The following is a 16,183-nucleotide window of genomic DNA, read 5'->3' as shown; positions in this document are numbered from 1 at the left end:
TTACATGACGACACATATTCAACGTTCGGCGTTGCTGCCATACCCGGCGCAATTCCTCTACGACCTGGTCAACGACGTCGCGCGTTACCCGGAATTCCTGCCGTGGTGCTCGTCCGCCGAGGTGCTGGAAAGCTCGCCCGAGCACATGCGTGCCAGCGTTGGCGTGGCCAAGGGTGGTCTGAGTCAGCACTTCGTCACGCGCAATACGCTGGTGCCGGGGCAATCGATCGAGATGAATCTGGAAGAAGGCCCGTTCAACCAACTGCATGGCGTCTGGGTCTTCAAGGCGTTGAACGAGAAGGCCTGCAAGATCAGTCTTGACCTGTCTTTCGACTACGCCGGCCCGCTGGTGCGCGCGACACTCGGCCCGCTGTTCAATCAGGCGGCGAATACGTTGGTGGATGCGTTCTGCCAGCGCGCCAAGCAGATGCATGGTTGAGCCGGTGATCGAGATTGAGGTGGTGTATGCCGCCGTGGATCGTCAGATCTTGCGCACTTTGAGCGTTCCTGAAGGGACGACAGTGCGTGAGACGGTGCTCAAGTCAGGTATTGGCGATGAATTTCCGGAGCTGGACCTGAACGAATGTCCGCTGGGAATCTTCGGTAAGGTGGTGGCTGATTCACAGGTTCGCTTGATTCAGGCAGGGGATCGCATCGAGATCTACCGGCCGCTATTGGCAGATCCGAAAGAGGTTCGGCGCTTGCGGGCGGCCAAGGCTGCCGAAGCCAAGGCGCGAAATCAGTAGGACGAGCAAATCGCAGGCAATAAAAAACCCGGAAATTCCGGGTTTTTTATTGCCTCGCACATTACTGCGGCGAGGTGTCCAGCGGCTCAGGCGTCGGAACCGGAACGGTTTCAACACCGTCCACGTCCTTCTGGATCGAATCCAGCAAGGAGCCTGGTTTGGCTGGTTGTTCCGGCTTCGGCTTCTCGGCGTTTTCAGCAGGGGCGGTCACGCTGGTGCCACTGTCCTTGCCGAGGATGGCTTCGTCACGGCTCACGCCCGGCATGAAGTCACCGGACAGGCTGACAAGCTGGTCGTTGGAGTTGAAGTTAACACTCACGCGTTCCTGTTGGCGTTCACCGCCACCAGGTTGCAGGCTGTACAGATAATCCCAGCGATCGGCATGGAACGTGTCGGTCAGCAGAGGGTTACCCATGATAAACCGTACTTGCCGACGGGTCATTCCCGGGCGTAACTGGTCTATCATGTCCTGCGTGACGACATTGCCCTGCTGGATGTCGATTTTGTAAACCCCGGGGAATGAACAACCGGCGAGTGCGAGCAGTCCCACAAAGGTGAAACTGGTTAGCAAGAGCTTGGTGTTTTGCATCGGTGGGCGACTTCCACTATCTTGGCTGGGACAACGTAAACGCCGATCATACCCGCATTAAGAGAAGCTGCGAAGCAGCATCGCGAGAAAGCTGACCATGGTTGAAAATAGCGAACTACGCAAAGCCGGCCTCAAAGTGACCCTGCCACGGGTCAAGATCCTGCAAATGCTCGACTCTACCGAGCAGCGTCACATGAGTGCCGAAGACGTCTACAAGGCGTTGATGGAAGCGGGCGAGGACGTCGGTCTGGCCACGGTTTACCGTGTTCTGACCCAGTTCGAAGCCGCTGGCCTCGTGGTCCGTCACAACTTCGACGGTGGCCACGCGGTATTCGAATTGGCCGACGGTGGCCACCACGACCACATGGTCAACGTGGAAACCGGTGAAGTCGTCGAATTCGTCAGTCCGGAAATCGAAAAGCTCCAGAAGGCAATTGCCGAGGAGCACGGTGTTGATCTGGTAGATCACAATCTGGTGCTGTACGTACGCAAGAAAAAGTAAGCATGTCGCGCGAATTTCAGGTTCGCGAAACGAACGAAGGCGACCCAAGGGTCGCCTTCGTGCTTTCTGCTGTGCTTAAACTTTTGCGGTAACCACCATTTTTTTTGCGTGAGCCAAAGACTCTTTGGTCAGGTCGATGCCGCCCAGCATCCGCGCCACTTCTTCTATACGGTCGTTCTTGCTCAGCTTGGACACGGCGGTGTGAGTCGCCTGTTCGCCCCGTACCTTGTGCACGAACAAATGCTGATGACCCTGCGCTGCCACTTGCGGCAAGTGCGTCACGGTCAGTACCTGCCCGCGATCGCCAAGACGTCGCAACAACTGGCCGACGATTTCGGCGGTCGGCCCGCCGATACCCACGTCCACTTCGTCGAATACCAGGGTCGGCACTCTTGAGGTCTGCGCGGTGATCACCTGAATCGCCAGACTGATCCGCGACAGCTCGCCGCCGGAGGCCACTTTGGCCAGCGCCTTCAGTGGCTGGCCGGGGTTGGCGCTGACCAGCAGTTCAACCTGTTCCAGACCATTGGGCAGCAGTTCGTCGCTGCTGTTGGCGCGCAATTCGATGGTGAAACGACCACCGGGCATGCCCAGGCGCTGGATTTCCTGTTCCACGGCGCTGGCAAGGCTGCCGGCGGCCTGGTGACGCAAGTCGCTCAGCTCTCGGGCCTTCTCTTGATAATGGCGTGCGTAGGACGCCAGTTCTTCACCCAGGCGCTCGATGGATTCGTCGTTGGCGTTGAGGGTTTCGATCTCATCCAGCAACTTCTGCTGCATCTCGGCGACTTCGGTTGGCTGGATCCGGTGCTTGCGGGCCAGGGTGTAAATTGCGTCGAGGCGTTCTTCCAGATACTGCAGGCGCGCCGGGTCGGCATCGAAGTTGTCGAGGAAGCGATTGAGTTCGCCCACGGCTTCTTCGACCTGGATCTGCGCGCTGGTCAGCAGGCTGCTGGCTTCGCCCAGTGCGCCCACCGAGTTGTTCACGCTCGACAGACGGTTGAGGCTGGCGGTCAGTGCATTCAGTACGTTGCCGGAATCGCTTTCGCTGCACTGCTCGACCACCTGTCGGCAAATGCCGAGCAGGGTTTCGGCATTGGTCAGGTTTTTGTGTTCCTGCTCCAGCTGTTCCAGCTCGTTGTCGCCGAGGCCGAGGTTTTCCAGTTCTTCAAGCTGGTAGCTGAGCAGTTGGTGGCGCGCGCGTTGTTCGTCGCCAGAATTGGAGAGGCGCTCCAGCTCCTGGCGAGTCTGGCGCCAGCGCTGCGCAGCCAGTTGAACCTGGCGGGCCAGATCGGTGGCACCGGCGAATTCATCGAGCAGGCGGCGATGGGTATCGGTTTTCAGCAGGGACTGGTGTTCGTGCTGGCTGTGGATATCGATCAGCAGTTCGCCGAGAGCCTTGAGATCGCCGAGCGGGCAGGGCGTGCCATTGATATAGCCGCGTGAACGGCCTTCAGCGGTGATCACCCGACGCAGGATGCACGGACCATCGCTTTCAAGATCGCGCTCGGCCAGCCAGGCATGGGCTTCGGGAATGTCGACCAGGTCGAAGGTGGCCAGGATATCGGCCTTGTCGGCGCCCGGGCGAACTACGCCGCTGTCGGCGCGATCGCCCAGGGTCAGGCCCAGGGCGTCGAGCATGATCGACTTGCCGGCGCCGGTTTCCCCTGTGATCACGCTCATCCCGCGATCGAGTTCGAGATCGAGATGTTCAACGATGGCGTAGTTATGTACGGACAGGTGCACCAGCATACAGGCCGCTCCCAGGCTTTAGGTCTGGTTATTTATACAGTGTTTTGTTTCAGGCTGACAATGCCCTCGCTTAGCTCGATTTGCTTGATCCGATCAAATGCTTAGTCCGAGCAGGAATGACAATGCAGCACTTTTTTGTAGGGTTAATCATTGCAGGCCCTTGAAGCCTGATTTTGCGGCCCCATATATCGGGGCAGAAGCGCGAGTACTGCTCGCGGACGTAATTGAAAGGAGAATTCTATGGCTGACGAACAGACAGTAGATACGCAAAATCCAGAAGCCAATCAGGCGCCCGAAACTTCGGGTGACGACCTGGCGACCCGTGTACAAGTGCTCGAAGAGCAGTTGGCCGCCGCGCAGGATCAGTCGCTGCGCGTAGCTGCCGATCTGCAGAACGTCCGCCGTCGTGCCGAGCAGGATGTCGAGAAGGCGCACAAGTTTGCGCTGGAAAAATTCGCCGGTGACTTGCTGCCAATCGTCGACAGCCTGGAGCGCGGTCTCGAACTGTCGAGCCCGGACGACGAAAGCATCCGTCCGATGCGCGAAGGCATCGAGCTGACCCTGAAAATGTTCCACGACACCCTCAAGCGTTACCAGCTTGAAGCGATCGATCCGCATGGCGAACCGTTCAATGCCGTTCACCATCAGGCGATGGCCATGCAGGAAAGCGCCGACGTCGAACCGAACAGCGTTCTGAAGGTGTTCCAGAAGGGCTACCAGCTCAATGGCCGCCTGTTGCGTCCGGCCATGGTTGTGGTCAGCAAGGCGCCGGCGCCAATTTCGCCTTCGATTGACGAGAAGGCTTGAAATTAGCCGCAAGGCCCCCATTTAGAAGTCAAGCGTTTAAGTATTACCGCAGTTAGCCACCACTGCTGCGGCAACAAAATCCAAAGTTTCGGGAGAGTGAACATGGGCAAAATTATCGGTATCGACCTGGGGACTACCAACTCCTGCGTCTCCGTGCTGGAAAACGGCGTAGCCAAAGTTATCGAAAACGCCGAAGGCGCGCGTACCACGCCGTCGATCATCGCTTACGCCAACGATGGTGAAATCCTCGTTGGTCAGTCGGCCAAGCGTCAGGCAGTGACCAACCCGCACAACACCCTGTACGCGGTGAAGCGTCTGATCGGTCGCAAGTTCGACGAAGAAGTCGTACAGAAAGACATCAAGATGGTCCCGTACAAAATCGCCAAGGCTGACAACGGCGACGCCTGGGTTGAAGTGAACGGCCAGAAAATGGCGCCGCCACAAATCTCGGCTGAAATTCTGAAGAAGATGAAGAAGACCGCCGAAGACTACCTCGGCGAGCCTGTGACCGAAGCGGTCATCACCGTTCCGGCCTACTTCAACGACAGCCAGCGTCAGGCGACCAAAGACGCCGGCCGCATCGCCGGTCTGGACGTTAAACGTATCATCAACGAACCAACCGCAGCTGCTCTGGCTTACGGTATGGACAAGGCCAAGGGCGATCACACCGTGATCGTTTATGACCTGGGTGGCGGTACTTTCGACGTTTCCGTGATCGAGATCGCTGAAGTTGACGGCGAGCACCAGTTCGAAGTGTTGGCCACCAACGGTGACACCTTCCTCGGCGGTGAAGACTTCGACATTCGTCTGATCGACTACCTCGTTGACGAATTCAAGAAAGAAAGCGGCATGAACCTCAAAGGTGACCCGCTGGCCATGCAGCGCCTGAAAGAAGCCGCTGAGAAAGCCAAGATCGAGCTGTCTTCCGCTCAGTCGACCGACGTCAACCTGCCGTACATCACTGCAGACGCTACCGGTCCTAAGCACCTGAACGTGAAGATTTCGCGTGCCAAGCTCGAAGCACTGGTTGAAGACCTGGTTCAGCGCACCATCGAGCCTTGCCGTATCGCTATGAAAGACGCCGGCATCGACGTTGGCGCGATCAACGACGTGATTCTGGTCGGCGGTCAGACCCGTATGCCGCTGGTACAGAAGCTGGTGACCGATTTCTTCGGTAAAGAAGCACGTAAAGACGTGAACCCGGACGAAGCGGTTGCCATGGGTGCTGCGATCCAGGGCGCCGTTCTGGCCGGTGACGTGAAAGACGTTCTGCTGCTCGACGTCAGCCCGCTGACCCTGGGTATCGAAACCATGGGTGGCGTGATGACCGCGCTGATCGAGAAAAACACCACGATTCCTACCAAGAAATCGCAAGTGTTCTCGACTGCCGACGACAACCAGGGCGCTGTGACCATTCACGTTCTGCAAGGTGAGCGTAAGCAAGCCGCACAGAACAAGTCCCTGGGCAAGTTCGACCTGGCCGACATTCCACCAGCTCCACGTGGCGTGCCACAGATCGAAGTGACCTTCGACATCGACGCTAACGGCATCCTGCACGTTGGTGCGAAAGACAAGGCGACCGGTAAAGAGCAGAAGATCACCATCAAGGCCAACTCCGGTCTGTCGGATGAAGAAATTCAGAAGATGGTTCGCGATGCCGAGCTGAACGCCGAGGAAGACCGCAAGTTCGCTGAACTGGCTGAATCCCGTAACAAGGGTGATGCACTGGTTCACTCGACTCGCAAAATGGTTACCGAAGCGGGCGACAAGGTCAGCGCTGAAGAGAAGACCGCGATCGAAGCCGCTGTGGTTGCACTGGAAGCCGCTGTGAAAGGCGACGACAAGGCTGCCATCGAAGCGAAGATCGAAGAGCTGTCGAAAGTCTCGGCTCCGGTTGCTCAGAAGATGTACGCCGAACAGGCTCAGCCTGCTGAAGGCGCGGCACCGCACGACGAGAAAGCTGAAAAGGCTGACGATGTTGTCGATGCCGAGTTCGAAGAAGTCAAAGACCACAAGTAAGTTGTTGGTCGGCCGGTTGACTGCCTTGCGGCGGTGACTGGTAGGATGTCGCCGCGCGGGAGCTTGCTCCCGCGTTGGCGTATCTGGAATACACGAATTTTTACAGCATGCGACAAGGTTCGCCTGCTGCTGGTATGGCCGGGAATGCTCCTGCTTTTCGCGCCGCAAGTACCAAATGAAACAAAGACCAGGATCGTTGAATTGACGTGAGTTGGGTCCGGGCCTGTATTGGGGCTCAACGAGTTTGGCCATCCTCAGGAGGGGTTTGCCGAACGTCCTCAAGAGTGCAAAAGACTTATGGCAAAGCGTGACTATTACGAAGTATTGGGTGTAGAGCGTGGTTCAAGCGATGCAGACCTGAAGAAGGCCTATCGTCGTCTGGCGATGAAGCATCACCCGGACCGTAATCCCGATGACAAAGCGTCGGAAGAACTGTTCAAAGAGGCCAACGAGGCCTACGAAGTATTGTCCGATTCGAGCAAGCGCGCGGCGTACGACCAGTACGGTCATGCTGGCATCGACCCAAGCATGGGTGGCGGTGGCGCCGGTTTCGGCGGGCAGAACTTCTCCGACATCTTTGGCGATGTCTTCAGTGACTTCTTCGGTGGCGGTCGTGGCGGTTCCCGTGGCGGCGCCCAGCGTGGCAGCGATCTGCGCTACACCCTGGAGCTGAATCTGGAAGAAGCGGTGCGCGGCACTACCGTGAATATCCGCGTTCCGACACTGGTCAATTGCAAGCCATGCGATGGTTCCGGCGCGAAGAAAGGCTCGTCGCCATCGACCTGCCCGACCTGCGGCGGCATCGGTCAGGTGCGTATGCAGCAGGGCTTCTTCTCGGTGCAGCAGACCTGCCCGCGCTGCCATGGCCAGGGCAAGATCATTTCCGATCCGTGCGATTCCTGCCACGGCGACGGTCGTGTCGAAGAGTACAAGACCCTGTCGGTGAAGGTGCCGGCTGGCGTTGATACCGGCGACCGCATTCGTCTGTCCGGCGAAGGTGAGGCGGGTACCCAGGGCGGCCCGACCGGCGACCTGTACGTGGTGATCAACGTGCGCGAGCACGACATCTTCCAGCGCGATGGCAAGCACTTGTTCTGCGAAGTGCCGATCAGCTTCGTGGATGCGGCGCTCGGCGGCGAACTGGAAATCCCGACCCTCGACGGTCGCGTCAAACTGAAAATCCCTGAAGGCACCCAGACCGGCAAGCAGTTCCGCGTACGTGGCAAAGGCGTGGCGCCGGTGCGTGGCGGTGGTGCGGGCGACTTGATGTGCCGTGTAGCGGTCGAGACCCCGGTCAATCTGAATCGTCGTCAGCGCGAATTGCTCGAAGAGTTCCGCAGCTCGCTGGCGGACGACAACAGTCACTCGCCGAAAACCACCGGTTGGTTCGATGGCGTGAAGCGCTTCTTCGGCGATCTGTAAGGAGTCGGCATGCGACGTATAGCTGTGATGGGCGCCGCCGGGCGCATGGGCAAGATTCTGGTCGAGGCCGTGCAGCAGCGCGCGCCGCTGACCGGCCTGACCGCGGCGATCGTTCGTCCCGGCAGTACGCTGATCGGGGTGGATGCCGGTGAGCTGGCTTCGCTGGGTCGCATCGGTGTGCCGTTGTCCGGCAACCTGGAGTCGGTGGCTGAAGAGTTCGACGTGCTGATCGATTTCACCCTGCCGGAAGTCATGCTGAAAAACCTCGCGTTCTGCCGCAAGGCCGGCAAGGCCATGGTCATCGGCACCACCGGGCTCGATGCTGCGCAGAAGCAACTGTTGGCCGAAGCGGGCAAGGATATTCCGATCGTCTTCGCGGCCAACTTCAGTGTCGGGGTCAATCTGTCGCTGAAGCTGCTCGAAATGACCGCCCGGGTGCTGGGCGACGATGCCGACATCGAGATTATCGAAGCGCATCACCGGCACAAGATCGATGCGCCTTCGGGTACCGCCCTGCGCATGGGTGAGGTGATTGCTGATGCGCTGGATCGTGATCTGCAGAAGGTTGCGGTCTATGGCCGTGAAGGCCACACGGGTGCGCGCGAGCGGGAAACCATCGGTTTCGCCACCGTTCGCGGTGGTGATGTGGTCGGCGATCACACCGTGCTGTTCGCTTGCGAAGGCGAGCGCCTGGAGATCACGCACAAGGCTTCCAGTCGCATGACATTCGCCAAGGGTGCTGTGCGTGCGGCGTTGTGGCTGGATGGTCGCGAGCCGGGTCTGTATGACATGCAGGATGTGCTCAATTTGAAGTAAGCTGTCACTACGTAAAAAACAAAGGCGCGTAAAGCGCCTTTGTTTTGCCTGAAGTTTCATTCGAAAGGGAAGTGTGGCGGATGCAACCGTTAGATCTGGCTGATGTGGCAAAGTATGTCGAAGAAAATATCGGCAAATTTCACCAGAAGCGTCTTGACAGTTTGTCATTGTTAAAACTTAAGGATGTGCTTAAGCGTAAGAATCCTTACATGTTCAAAGCCAAAAATGTTCAAACTGCTGAACAGATTGTTCGTGGCATTCTGGACGCTCACGTTTCATCTAACGAAGAGACGCTTTTTGGCGACTGGCTGGAAGGGCTGGCAATTTTTATCAATGTCAAAACCTATGGTGGCTGGAAGTCAGCGGTCGCAGGTGTGGATCTTGAGTTTGATAAAGAGGGACGTCGTCATCTGGTAGCAATCAAGTCGGGGCCGAATTGGGGTAACAGTTCCCAGATTACTCAGATGCGAAGCAATTTTAAGACTGCGCAGCGAACCTTGCGTACTAGTCAATCTGGCTTGAACATCATTGCAGTTAACGGTTGCTGCTACGGCCGTGATAATAAGCCTGACAAGGGTGATTACAGTAAGCTTTGTGGACAACGTTTCTGGGAGTTTATTTCTGGGGATGCTGATCTGTATGTGGAGCTAATTGAGCCATTGGGGTATCAAGCGCAGGAGAGAAACGCGGAATTTCAGGTGTCATACGCGCAAATGGTAAATAAATTCACTCGGGAATTCACGAATGAGTTTTGCGACGAGGATGGTGCGATTCAATGGGATCGCTTGGTGCGACTGAACTCTTCGACCGAGCAGCCGAAGGTGAGCAGGCGTAAGCCCGCTCATCCCGTGAGTTAGGCTAATTCCAGATTGAACTGATGCTTCTGTTTCTGTTCTTCGAACAGTTGTAGCCAATCGGTGTGAGAGGTGCCCTGATAGCGCGAGAAACGGAAGTCACGTGGAGGGGTGACTTCTTGATCGCTCAACAGATTACGTATCAGAGTTCCGACAGCATACCCAAGGCTCACTGGCACTGCATTGCCTACTTGTTTGTATTGTTCTATCAGTGGGCCGGCTAGCTGCCAATCGTCCGGGAACTCCTGAATACGCTTGTATTCTTGGATCGATAGAGGGCGATCTTCTTCTGGGTGCGCAAGATCAGTGGCAGGCATTGCTGGATGGGTTACCAAGGTTGGTGATGGTTTGTCCCAATGAAGGCGTCGCAGAAATCCCGTTTTGCCACCGCCAGAAAAATACGATTTGCCAAGCGCTTCTTTTTGTAGATCGAGTGGAAGGTTGCGCCAGTTCTCCCCAACTTTAAGCATGCGATAGTACTTGAGGCGTTTTTCTGGGAAGTTCAGGTGCGAATGGTGCTCTAACCCGTTTAACGCGCTGCGCAGTTTATTCCATGCAGGGAGACCGTGGGAGCCGTTTTCGGAATGTGTAGGTGTCAAGAAAGGTGCTTCTTTTCCGTCGCGGGAGCAGACGATGATCACTCTCTCTCGGATCTGTGGGGTGCCGAAGTTTGCCGAGTTGTATAGGTTGAAGGTGCAGGTATAGCCTGCACGTTTAAGTACGCTGATTACGAAGTTCAGTGCTCCGCCTTTCATTTCATCTAGAGATAAATCCGGAAACTCCATGCCGCGCTGATTGTGTGGGCGGTGATCCATTGGGCAGGAAAGGAGGCCGCGTACGTTCTCGATGACGATGAAGCGAGGGCGGATCTCTATTGCCAAGTCGATGTATTTGAGGAAGGCGTTTCCGCGATCGTCATTAAACGCCTTGCGCTTGCCGGCCGTGCTGAAGGCTTGGCAAGGGGGGCCGCCGACGATCAAGTCCACTTCTTCAGCGCTGACTTTTGCGGCATCCAATACTTGTTCGGCAGTGCAGTCATTGATGTCGCCGAGCAGGGCGGTATTGGGGCGGTTGAGCGCGATAGTTTGTCTGCAGTGCTTGTTCGACTCGCAAGCCAATCGGATATCAAATCCGGCCTTTTCCAAGCCTAGATCCAGTCCCATTGCGCCTGAAAAAAAACTCAGGGCTATAGGTTTTCGGTAAATGGATGGGGTCTCTGCTACGTAAGCTGGGTGATCTTGTGCAATCATATGTGCGGTTCGGAGCCCATAATTTTTTATGCTGTTTTGATCGACGATCCAGGCGTTGCCGATTTTCTCGGACTGGAGTTCGCCTTTGCGGCAAAGGGTTCTGACCCGTTGGGTGCTGATATTTAGCAGTTCGGCGGCGTCAGCTATGCTGCTATAGGTACTCATGAAAGGTTTCTTTCTCGAAACTTGAGATGGGTACCCATTCTAGAGAGGGGCGGAAAGCTGTCAACCGCCCGTTCGGCAGGATTTCACAATGCTCTGATGGTGGGTGGCGACTTTGTGAGTGTTGTGCCCTTTCGATTTCGAGGTCCTTCCTGTAAGCTACAGCTTTAGTGTGTCCACTAAAAGCGCGCAGAATAATTCAGTGAAGAAGCGGGGTGACGTGTCCATACGTCACTCCGCTTTTTTACAACCTGCGATTGCCCTTTCATGCGTTATTTACGGGAGGTCTTCTTGACTAAGCCAGCCATACTCGCCCTTGCTGATGGCAGCATTTTTCGCGGCGAAGCCATTGGAGCCGACGGTCAAACCGTTGGTGAGGTGGTGTTCAACACCGCAATGACCGGCTATCAGGAAATCCTTACCGATCCTTCCTACGCCCAGCAGATCGTTACCCTGACTTACCCGCACATCGGCAACACCGGCACCACGCCGGAAGACGCCGAGTCCGACCGCGTATGGTCCGCTGGCCTGGTCATCCGTGACCTGCCGCTGGTAGCGAGCAACTGGCGTAACACGATGTCCCTGTCCGACTACCTGAAAGCCAACAATGTTGTGGCAATCGCTGGTATCGATACTCGTCGCCTGACCCGCATCCTGCGTGAAAAAGGCGCACAGAACGGCTGCATCATGGCCGGCGACAACATCTCCGAAGAAGCTGCAATTGCCGCCGCGCAAGGCTTCCCGGGCCTGAAGGGCATGGATCTGGCGAAAGTCGTCAGCACCAAGGAAAAGTACGAATGGCGCTCCACTGTCTGGGATTTGAAGACCGACAGCCACGCGACCATCGAAGCGTCCGAGTTGCCGTACCACGTGGTTGCCTACGACTACGGCGTCAAACTGAACATCCTGCGCATGCTGGTCGAACGCGGCTGCCGCGTGACCGTGGTGCCGGCGCAAACCCCGGCAGCCGACGTGCTGGCACTCAAGCCGGACGGCGTGTTCCTGTCCAACGGCCCTGGTGACCCGGAGCCTTGCGACTACGCGATCAAGGCGATCAAGGAAGTGCTGGAAACCGAGATTCCGGTCTTCGGTATCTGCCTCGGTCACCAACTGCTGGCTCTGGCCTCCGGCGCCAAGACCCTGAAAATGGGTCACGGCCACCACGGTGCCAACCACCCGGTACAGGATCTGGACACTGGCGTCGTGATGATCACCAGCCAGAACCACGGTTTCGCGGTTGACGAAGCGACCCTGCCAGCCAACGTACGTGCGATTCACAAATCGCTGTTCGACGGCACCCTGCAAGGCATCGAGCGCACCGACAAGAGCGCGTTCAGCTTCCAGGGCCACCCTGAAGCGAGCCCGGGCCCGAACGATGTGGCGCCCCTGTTCGACCGCTTCATCAACGAGATGGCCAAGCGACGCTAAGCGTTCGCCTTGAGACTGTAGCGAGAAGCCCTCGAGGGCGGCCCCGATACCGGTGGCGCCCCTCAGGGCTTCAGAAATCGATCAAGACGGCTTGCCGACTGACCTGCGGATTTGAGTGACAAACCCATGCCAAAACGTACAGACATTAAAAGCATCCTGATTCTCGGCGCTGGCCCGATCGTTATCGGCCAGGCCTGCGAATTCGACTACTCCGGCGCCCAGGCCTGCAAAGCCCTGCGCGAAGAGGGTTACCGCGTCATCCTGGTGAACTCCAACCCGGCCACCATCATGACCGACCCGGACATGGCCGACGCGACCTACATCGAGCCGATCAAATGGCAGACCGTTGCCAAGATCATCGAAAAAGAGCGTCCGGATGCCGTGCTGCCAACCATGGGCGGCCAGACTGCTCTGAACTGCGCCCTGGACCTGGAGCGCGAAGGCGTTCTGGAAAAGTTCGGCGTGGAAATGATCGGCGCCAACGCCGACACCATCGACAAGGCTGAAGACCGTTCGCGTTTCGACAAGGCCATGAAGTCGATCGGCCTGGAATGCCCGCGTTCCGGTATCGCTCACAGCATGGAAGAAGCCAACGCCGTCCTCGAGCGTCTGGGTTTCCCGTGCATCATCCGTCCGTCCTTCACCATGGGCGGCACCGGTGGCGGTATCGCGTACAACCGTGAAGAGTTCGAAGAAATCTGCGCCCGCGGTCTGGACCTGTCGCCGACCAAAGAGCTGCTGATCGACGAGTCGCTGATCGGCTGGAAAGAATATGAAATGGAAGTTGTCCGCGACAAAAAGGACAACTGCATCATCGTCTGCTCGATCGAGAACTTCGACCCGATGGGCGTGCACACCGGTGACTCGATCACCGTTGCTCCGGCACAGACCCTGACCGACAAGGAATATCAGATCCTGCGTAACGCCTCGCTGGCGGTACTGCGCGAGATCGGCGTCGAGACCGGCGGTTCCAACGTGCAGTTCGGCATCTGCCCGGACACCGGCCGCATGGTCGTGATCGAGATGAACCCGCGTGTATCGCGTTCCTCGGCACTGGCTTCGAAAGCCACCGGTTTCCCGATCGCCAAAGTCGCGGCCAAGCTGGCTGTGGGCTACACCCTCGACGAACTGTCGAACGACATCACCGGCGGCAAGACCCCGGCGTCCTTCGAGCCGTCGATCGACTACGTCGTCACCAAGCTGCCACGTTTCGCTTTCGAGAAATTCGCCAACGCTGACGCACGCCTGACCACTCAAATGAAGTCGGTCGGCGAAGTCATGGCCATCGGTCGCACCTTCCAGGAATCCCTGCAGAAAGCCCTGCGCGGTCTGGAAGTCGGTGTTTGCGGTCTGGACGAGAAGCTCGACCTGAGCAACCCGGAAAGCATGAGCATCCTCAAGCGCGAGCTGACCGTACCGGGCGCCGAGCGTATCTGGTACGTGGCGGACGCATTCCGCGCCGGCATGACCGTCGAAGACATTTTCGGCATGAACATGATCGACCCGTGGTTCCTGGTGCAGATCGAAGATCTGATCAAGGACGAAGAGAAGGTCAAGACCCTCGGTCTGTCCGCCATCGACCGCGACCTGATGTTCAAGCTCAAGCGCAAAGGCTTCTCCGATCAGCGTCTGGCCAAGCTGCTGGGTGTGACCGAGAAGAACCTGCGTACTCACCGTCAAAAACTGGAAGTGTTCCCGGTCTACAAGCGCGTTGACACCTGCGCCGCCGAGTTCGCCACCGACACCGCTTACCTCTACTCGACATACGAGGAAGAGTGCGAAGCCGCGCCGTCCGGTCGCGACAAGATCATGATTCTGGGTGGCGGTCCGAACCGTATCGGCCAGGGCATCGAGTTCGACTACTGCTGCGTACACGCTGCCCTCGCACTGCGCGAAGACGGCTACGAAACCATCATGGTCAACTGCAACCCGGAAACCGTTTCCACCGACTACGACACTTCCGACCGTCTGTACTTCGAGCCGGTAACCCTGGAAGACGTGCTGGAAATCTGCCGCGTCGAGAAACCGAAAGGCGTAATCGTCCAGTACGGCGGCCAGACGCCGCTGAAACTGGCGCGTGCCCTCGAAGCCGCTGGCGTGCCGATCATCGGCACCAGCCCTGATGCCATCGACCGCGCCGAAGACCGCGAGCGCTTCCAGCAAATGGTTGAACGCCTGAACCTGCGTCAGCCGCCAAACGCCACCGTGCGCAGCGAAGATGAAGCCGTTCGTGCTGCCGCGAAAATCGGTTATCCGCTGGTGGTGCGCCCGTCCTACGTACTGGGCGGCCGCGCGATGGAAATCGTGTACAAGGAAGACGAGCTCAAGCGTTACCTGCGTGACGCGGTGCAAGTGTCCAACGACAGCCCGGTGCTGCTCGACCACTTCCTCAACTGCGCCATCGAGATGGACGTGGATGCGGTCTGCGACGGCAAAGACGTGGTGATCGGCGCGATCATGCAGCACATCGAACAGGCGGGCGTTCACTCCGGTGACTCCGCGTGCTCGCTGCCGCCGTACTCGCTGCCGGCACACATCCAGGACGAGATGCGCGAACAGGTCAAGAAAATGGCCCTGGAACTGGGCGTTGTCGGCCTGATGAACGTGCAACTGGCGCTGCAGGGCGAAGACATCTACGTCATCGAAGTCAACCCGCGCGCTTCGCGGACCGTACCGTTCGTGTCCAAGTGCATCGGTGTTTCCCTGGCAATGATCGCTGCTCGCGTCATGGCCGGTAAGACCCTGAAGGAAATCGGCTTCACCAAGGAAATCATCCCGAACTTCTACAGCGTGAAAGAGGCGGTGTTCCCGTTCGCCAAATTCCCTGGTGTTGACCCGATCCTCGGCCCAGAGATGAAGTCCACCGGTGAAGTGATGGGCGTCGGCGACACTTTCGGTGAAGCATTCGCCAAGGCCCAGATGGGCGCCAGCGAAGTGCTGCCGACCGGCGGTACCGCGTTCATCAGTGTGCGTGACGATGACAAGCCGCTGGTTGCAGGCGTGGCCCGTGATCTGATCAACTTGGGCTTCGAAGTGGTCGCCACTGCCGGCACTGCCAAGCTGATCGAAGCTGCAGGCCTGAAAGTGCGCCGTGTGAACAAGGTGACCGAGGGGCGTCCGCACGTGGTCGACATGATCAAGAATGACGAAGTCACTCTGATCATCAACACCACCGAAGGCCGTCAGTCGATCGCTGATTCCTACTCCATTCGTCGTAATGCCCTGCAGCACAAGATCTACTGCACCACCACCATTGCTGCGGGCGAAGCTATCTGCGAAGCGCTGAAGTTCGGTCCCGAGAAGACCGTGCGCCGCTTGCAGGATCTACACGCAGGATTGAAGGCATGATCAAATACCCAATGACCGTCCAGGGCGCGAAAGCCCTGGAAGAAGAACACGCTCACCTGACCAAGGTCGTTCGTCCAAAGCTCAGCCAGGACATCGGTACCGCTCGCGAGTTGGGTGACCTGAAGGAAAACGCTGAATACCATGCCGCCCGCGAACAGCAAGGCATGGTCGAGGCGCGGATCCGTGACATCGAAGGCCGGATTCAGAATCAGGTCATCATCGACGTCACGACTATCCCGCACACCGGCAAAGTGATCTTCGGTACTACCGTCGAAATCGCCAACGTCGAGACTGATGAGAGCGTCACTTACCACATCGTGGGTGAGGATGAGGCTGACTTCAAACTCGGCAAGATTTCGGTCGGCTCACCATTGGCCCGTGCCTTGATCGGCAAGGAAGAGGGTGATGTGGTTGCCGTGAAAACGCCGAGTGGCGTTACCGAGTACGAGATTGTCGAAGTCCGTCACATCTGAAGGCAGGCGCCCGCTACG

General features: G+C 57.7%; 14 protein-coding genes. 11 read left to right on the top strand and 3 right to left on the bottom strand.

Features of this window, described 5'->3' with window-relative positions; genetic code table 11:
- The first annotated feature begins 4 nt into the window (after positions 1-4).
- Positions 5-439 carry a type II toxin-antitoxin system RatA family toxin gene (locus HDC30_RS21140; RefSeq protein ID WP_003221509.1) on the top strand — a complete coding sequence of 145 codons (435 nt, stop codon included), beginning with the start codon at positions 5-7 and terminating at the stop codon, positions 437-439.
- A complete protein-coding gene (locus HDC30_RS21135; protein WP_183784723.1) occupies positions 432-746 on the top strand; it encodes an RnfH family protein in 315 nt (104 codons plus the stop codon). Before HDC30_RS21140 ends, HDC30_RS21135 begins: the two co-directional genes overlap by 8 nt.
- A gap of 61 nt (positions 747-807) precedes the next feature.
- Here the strand turns inward: HDC30_RS21135 and HDC30_RS21130 are convergent, their stop codons facing one another.
- Positions 808-1,335, bottom strand: a complete 528-nt coding sequence (locus tag HDC30_RS21130; RefSeq protein WP_027610774.1) for an outer membrane protein assembly factor BamE — start codon at positions 1,333-1,335, stop codon at positions 808-810.
- 97 nt (positions 1,336-1,432) lie between these two features.
- Between HDC30_RS21130 and fur the strand changes: the two genes are divergently transcribed.
- Positions 1,433-1,837, top strand: coding sequence for a ferric iron uptake transcriptional regulator (gene fur / locus HDC30_RS21125; protein ID WP_003221515.1), 405 nt, complete (start codon positions 1,433-1,435; stop codon positions 1,835-1,837).
- A gap of 75 nt (positions 1,838-1,912) precedes the next feature.
- On the opposite strand, the gene recN is transcribed toward fur, so the two are convergent.
- Positions 1,913-3,586 carry a DNA repair protein RecN gene (gene recN / locus HDC30_RS21120; protein WP_183784721.1) on the bottom strand — a complete coding sequence of 558 codons (1,674 nt, stop codon included), beginning with the start codon at positions 3,584-3,586 and terminating at the stop codon, positions 1,913-1,915.
- 240 nt (positions 3,587-3,826) lie between these two features.
- On the opposite strand from recN, the gene grpE reads away from it, so the two are divergent.
- From grpE to HDC30_RS21095, 5 genes are all read left to right on the top strand, one after another.
- The gene (gene grpE, locus HDC30_RS21115) at positions 3,827-4,393 is read left to right on the top strand and encodes a nucleotide exchange factor GrpE (protein ID WP_007961425.1); all 567 of its coding nucleotides are present in this window, start codon (positions 3,827-3,829) and stop codon (positions 4,391-4,393) included.
- A 102-nt stretch (positions 4,394-4,495) separates the two neighbouring features.
- Positions 4,496-6,412 carry a molecular chaperone DnaK gene (gene dnaK, locus HDC30_RS21110; RefSeq protein ID WP_003221521.1) on the top strand — a complete coding sequence of 639 codons (1,917 nt, stop codon included), beginning with the start codon at positions 4,496-4,498 and terminating at the stop codon, positions 6,410-6,412.
- 297 nt (positions 6,413-6,709) lie between these two features.
- Positions 6,710-7,834 (top strand): molecular chaperone DnaJ, encoded by a 1,125-nt coding sequence (gene dnaJ / locus HDC30_RS21105; protein ID WP_183784719.1) that lies wholly within the window; start codon positions 6,710-6,712, stop codon positions 7,832-7,834.
- A gap of 9 nt (positions 7,835-7,843) precedes the next feature.
- Positions 7,844-8,650, top strand: a complete 807-nt coding sequence (gene dapB, locus HDC30_RS21100; protein WP_183784717.1) for a 4-hydroxy-tetrahydrodipicolinate reductase — start codon at positions 7,844-7,846, stop codon at positions 8,648-8,650.
- A gap of 80 nt (positions 8,651-8,730) precedes the next feature.
- Positions 8,731-9,507 carry a PmeII family type II restriction endonuclease gene (locus tag HDC30_RS21095; protein ID WP_123375782.1) on the top strand — a complete coding sequence of 259 codons (777 nt, stop codon included), beginning with the start codon at positions 8,731-8,733 and terminating at the stop codon, positions 9,505-9,507.
- Here the strand turns inward: HDC30_RS21095 and HDC30_RS21090 are convergent.
- Positions 9,504-10,919, bottom strand: coding sequence for a DNA cytosine methyltransferase (locus HDC30_RS21090; protein ID WP_183784715.1), 1,416 nt, complete (start codon positions 10,917-10,919; stop codon positions 9,504-9,506). The genes HDC30_RS21095 and HDC30_RS21090 overlap by 4 nt on opposite strands.
- Before the next feature lie 288 nt (positions 10,920-11,207).
- Between HDC30_RS21090 and carA the strand changes: the two genes are divergently transcribed.
- From carA to greA, 3 genes are all read left to right on the top strand, one after another.
- The gene (carA, locus tag HDC30_RS21085) at positions 11,208-12,344 is read left to right on the top strand and encodes a glutamine-hydrolyzing carbamoyl-phosphate synthase small subunit (protein ID WP_027610776.1); all 1,137 of its coding nucleotides are present in this window, start codon (positions 11,208-11,210) and stop codon (positions 12,342-12,344) included.
- A gap of 126 nt (positions 12,345-12,470) precedes the next feature.
- On the top strand, positions 12,471-15,692 hold the full coding sequence (carB, locus tag HDC30_RS21080; protein ID WP_007961429.1) for a carbamoyl-phosphate synthase large subunit: 3,222 nt from the start codon (positions 12,471-12,473) through the stop codon (positions 15,690-15,692).
- Positions 15,689-16,165, top strand: a complete 477-nt coding sequence (gene greA, locus HDC30_RS21075) for a transcription elongation factor GreA (RefSeq protein ID WP_183784713.1) — start codon at positions 15,689-15,691, stop codon at positions 16,163-16,165. Before carB ends, greA begins: the two co-directional genes overlap by 4 nt.
- Positions 16,166-16,183 lie beyond the last annotated feature (18 nt).

Origin of the sequence: Pseudomonas sp. JAI115 (assembly GCF_014200835.1) — a bacterium.
GTDB classification, from domain to species: domain Bacteria; phylum Pseudomonadota; class Gammaproteobacteria; order Pseudomonadales; family Pseudomonadaceae; genus Aquipseudomonas; species Aquipseudomonas putida_A.
The sequence above is the reverse complement of the archived record's forward strand: the minus strand, read 5'-3'. Positions and strand labels throughout refer to the sequence as shown.

Excerpts from the sequence above, each read along its gene's own strand:
- HDC30_RS21140 (WP_003221509.1), top strand. The coding sequence starts at position 5 with ATGACGACACATATTCAACGTTCGGCGTTGCTGCCATACCCGGCGCAA.
- HDC30_RS21135 (WP_183784723.1), top strand. The coding sequence starts at position 432 with ATGGTTGAGCCGGTGATCGAGATTGAGGTGGTGTATGCCGCCGTGGAT.
- HDC30_RS21130 (WP_027610774.1), bottom strand. The coding sequence starts at position 1,335 with ATGCAAAACACCAAGCTCTTGCTAACCAGTTTCACCTTTGTGGGACTG.
- fur (WP_003221515.1), top strand. The coding sequence starts at position 1,433 with ATGGTTGAAAATAGCGAACTACGCAAAGCCGGCCTCAAAGTGACCCTG.
- recN (WP_183784721.1), bottom strand. The coding sequence starts at position 3,586 with ATGCTGGTGCACCTGTCCGTACATAACTACGCCATCGTTGAACATCTC.
- grpE (WP_007961425.1), top strand. The coding sequence starts at position 3,827 with ATGGCTGACGAACAGACAGTAGATACGCAAAATCCAGAAGCCAATCAG.
- dnaK (WP_003221521.1), top strand. The coding sequence starts at position 4,496 with ATGGGCAAAATTATCGGTATCGACCTGGGGACTACCAACTCCTGCGTC.
- dnaJ (WP_183784719.1), top strand. The coding sequence starts at position 6,710 with ATGGCAAAGCGTGACTATTACGAAGTATTGGGTGTAGAGCGTGGTTCA.
- dapB (WP_183784717.1), top strand. The coding sequence starts at position 7,844 with ATGCGACGTATAGCTGTGATGGGCGCCGCCGGGCGCATGGGCAAGATT.
- HDC30_RS21095 (WP_123375782.1), top strand. The coding sequence starts at position 8,731 with ATGCAACCGTTAGATCTGGCTGATGTGGCAAAGTATGTCGAAGAAAAT.
- HDC30_RS21090 (WP_183784715.1), bottom strand. The coding sequence starts at position 10,919 with ATGAGTACCTATAGCAGCATAGCTGACGCCGCCGAACTGCTAAATATC.
- carB (WP_007961429.1), top strand. The coding sequence starts at position 12,471 with ATGCCAAAACGTACAGACATTAAAAGCATCCTGATTCTCGGCGCTGGC.
- greA (WP_183784713.1), top strand. The coding sequence starts at position 15,689 with ATGATCAAATACCCAATGACCGTCCAGGGCGCGAAAGCCCTGGAAGAA.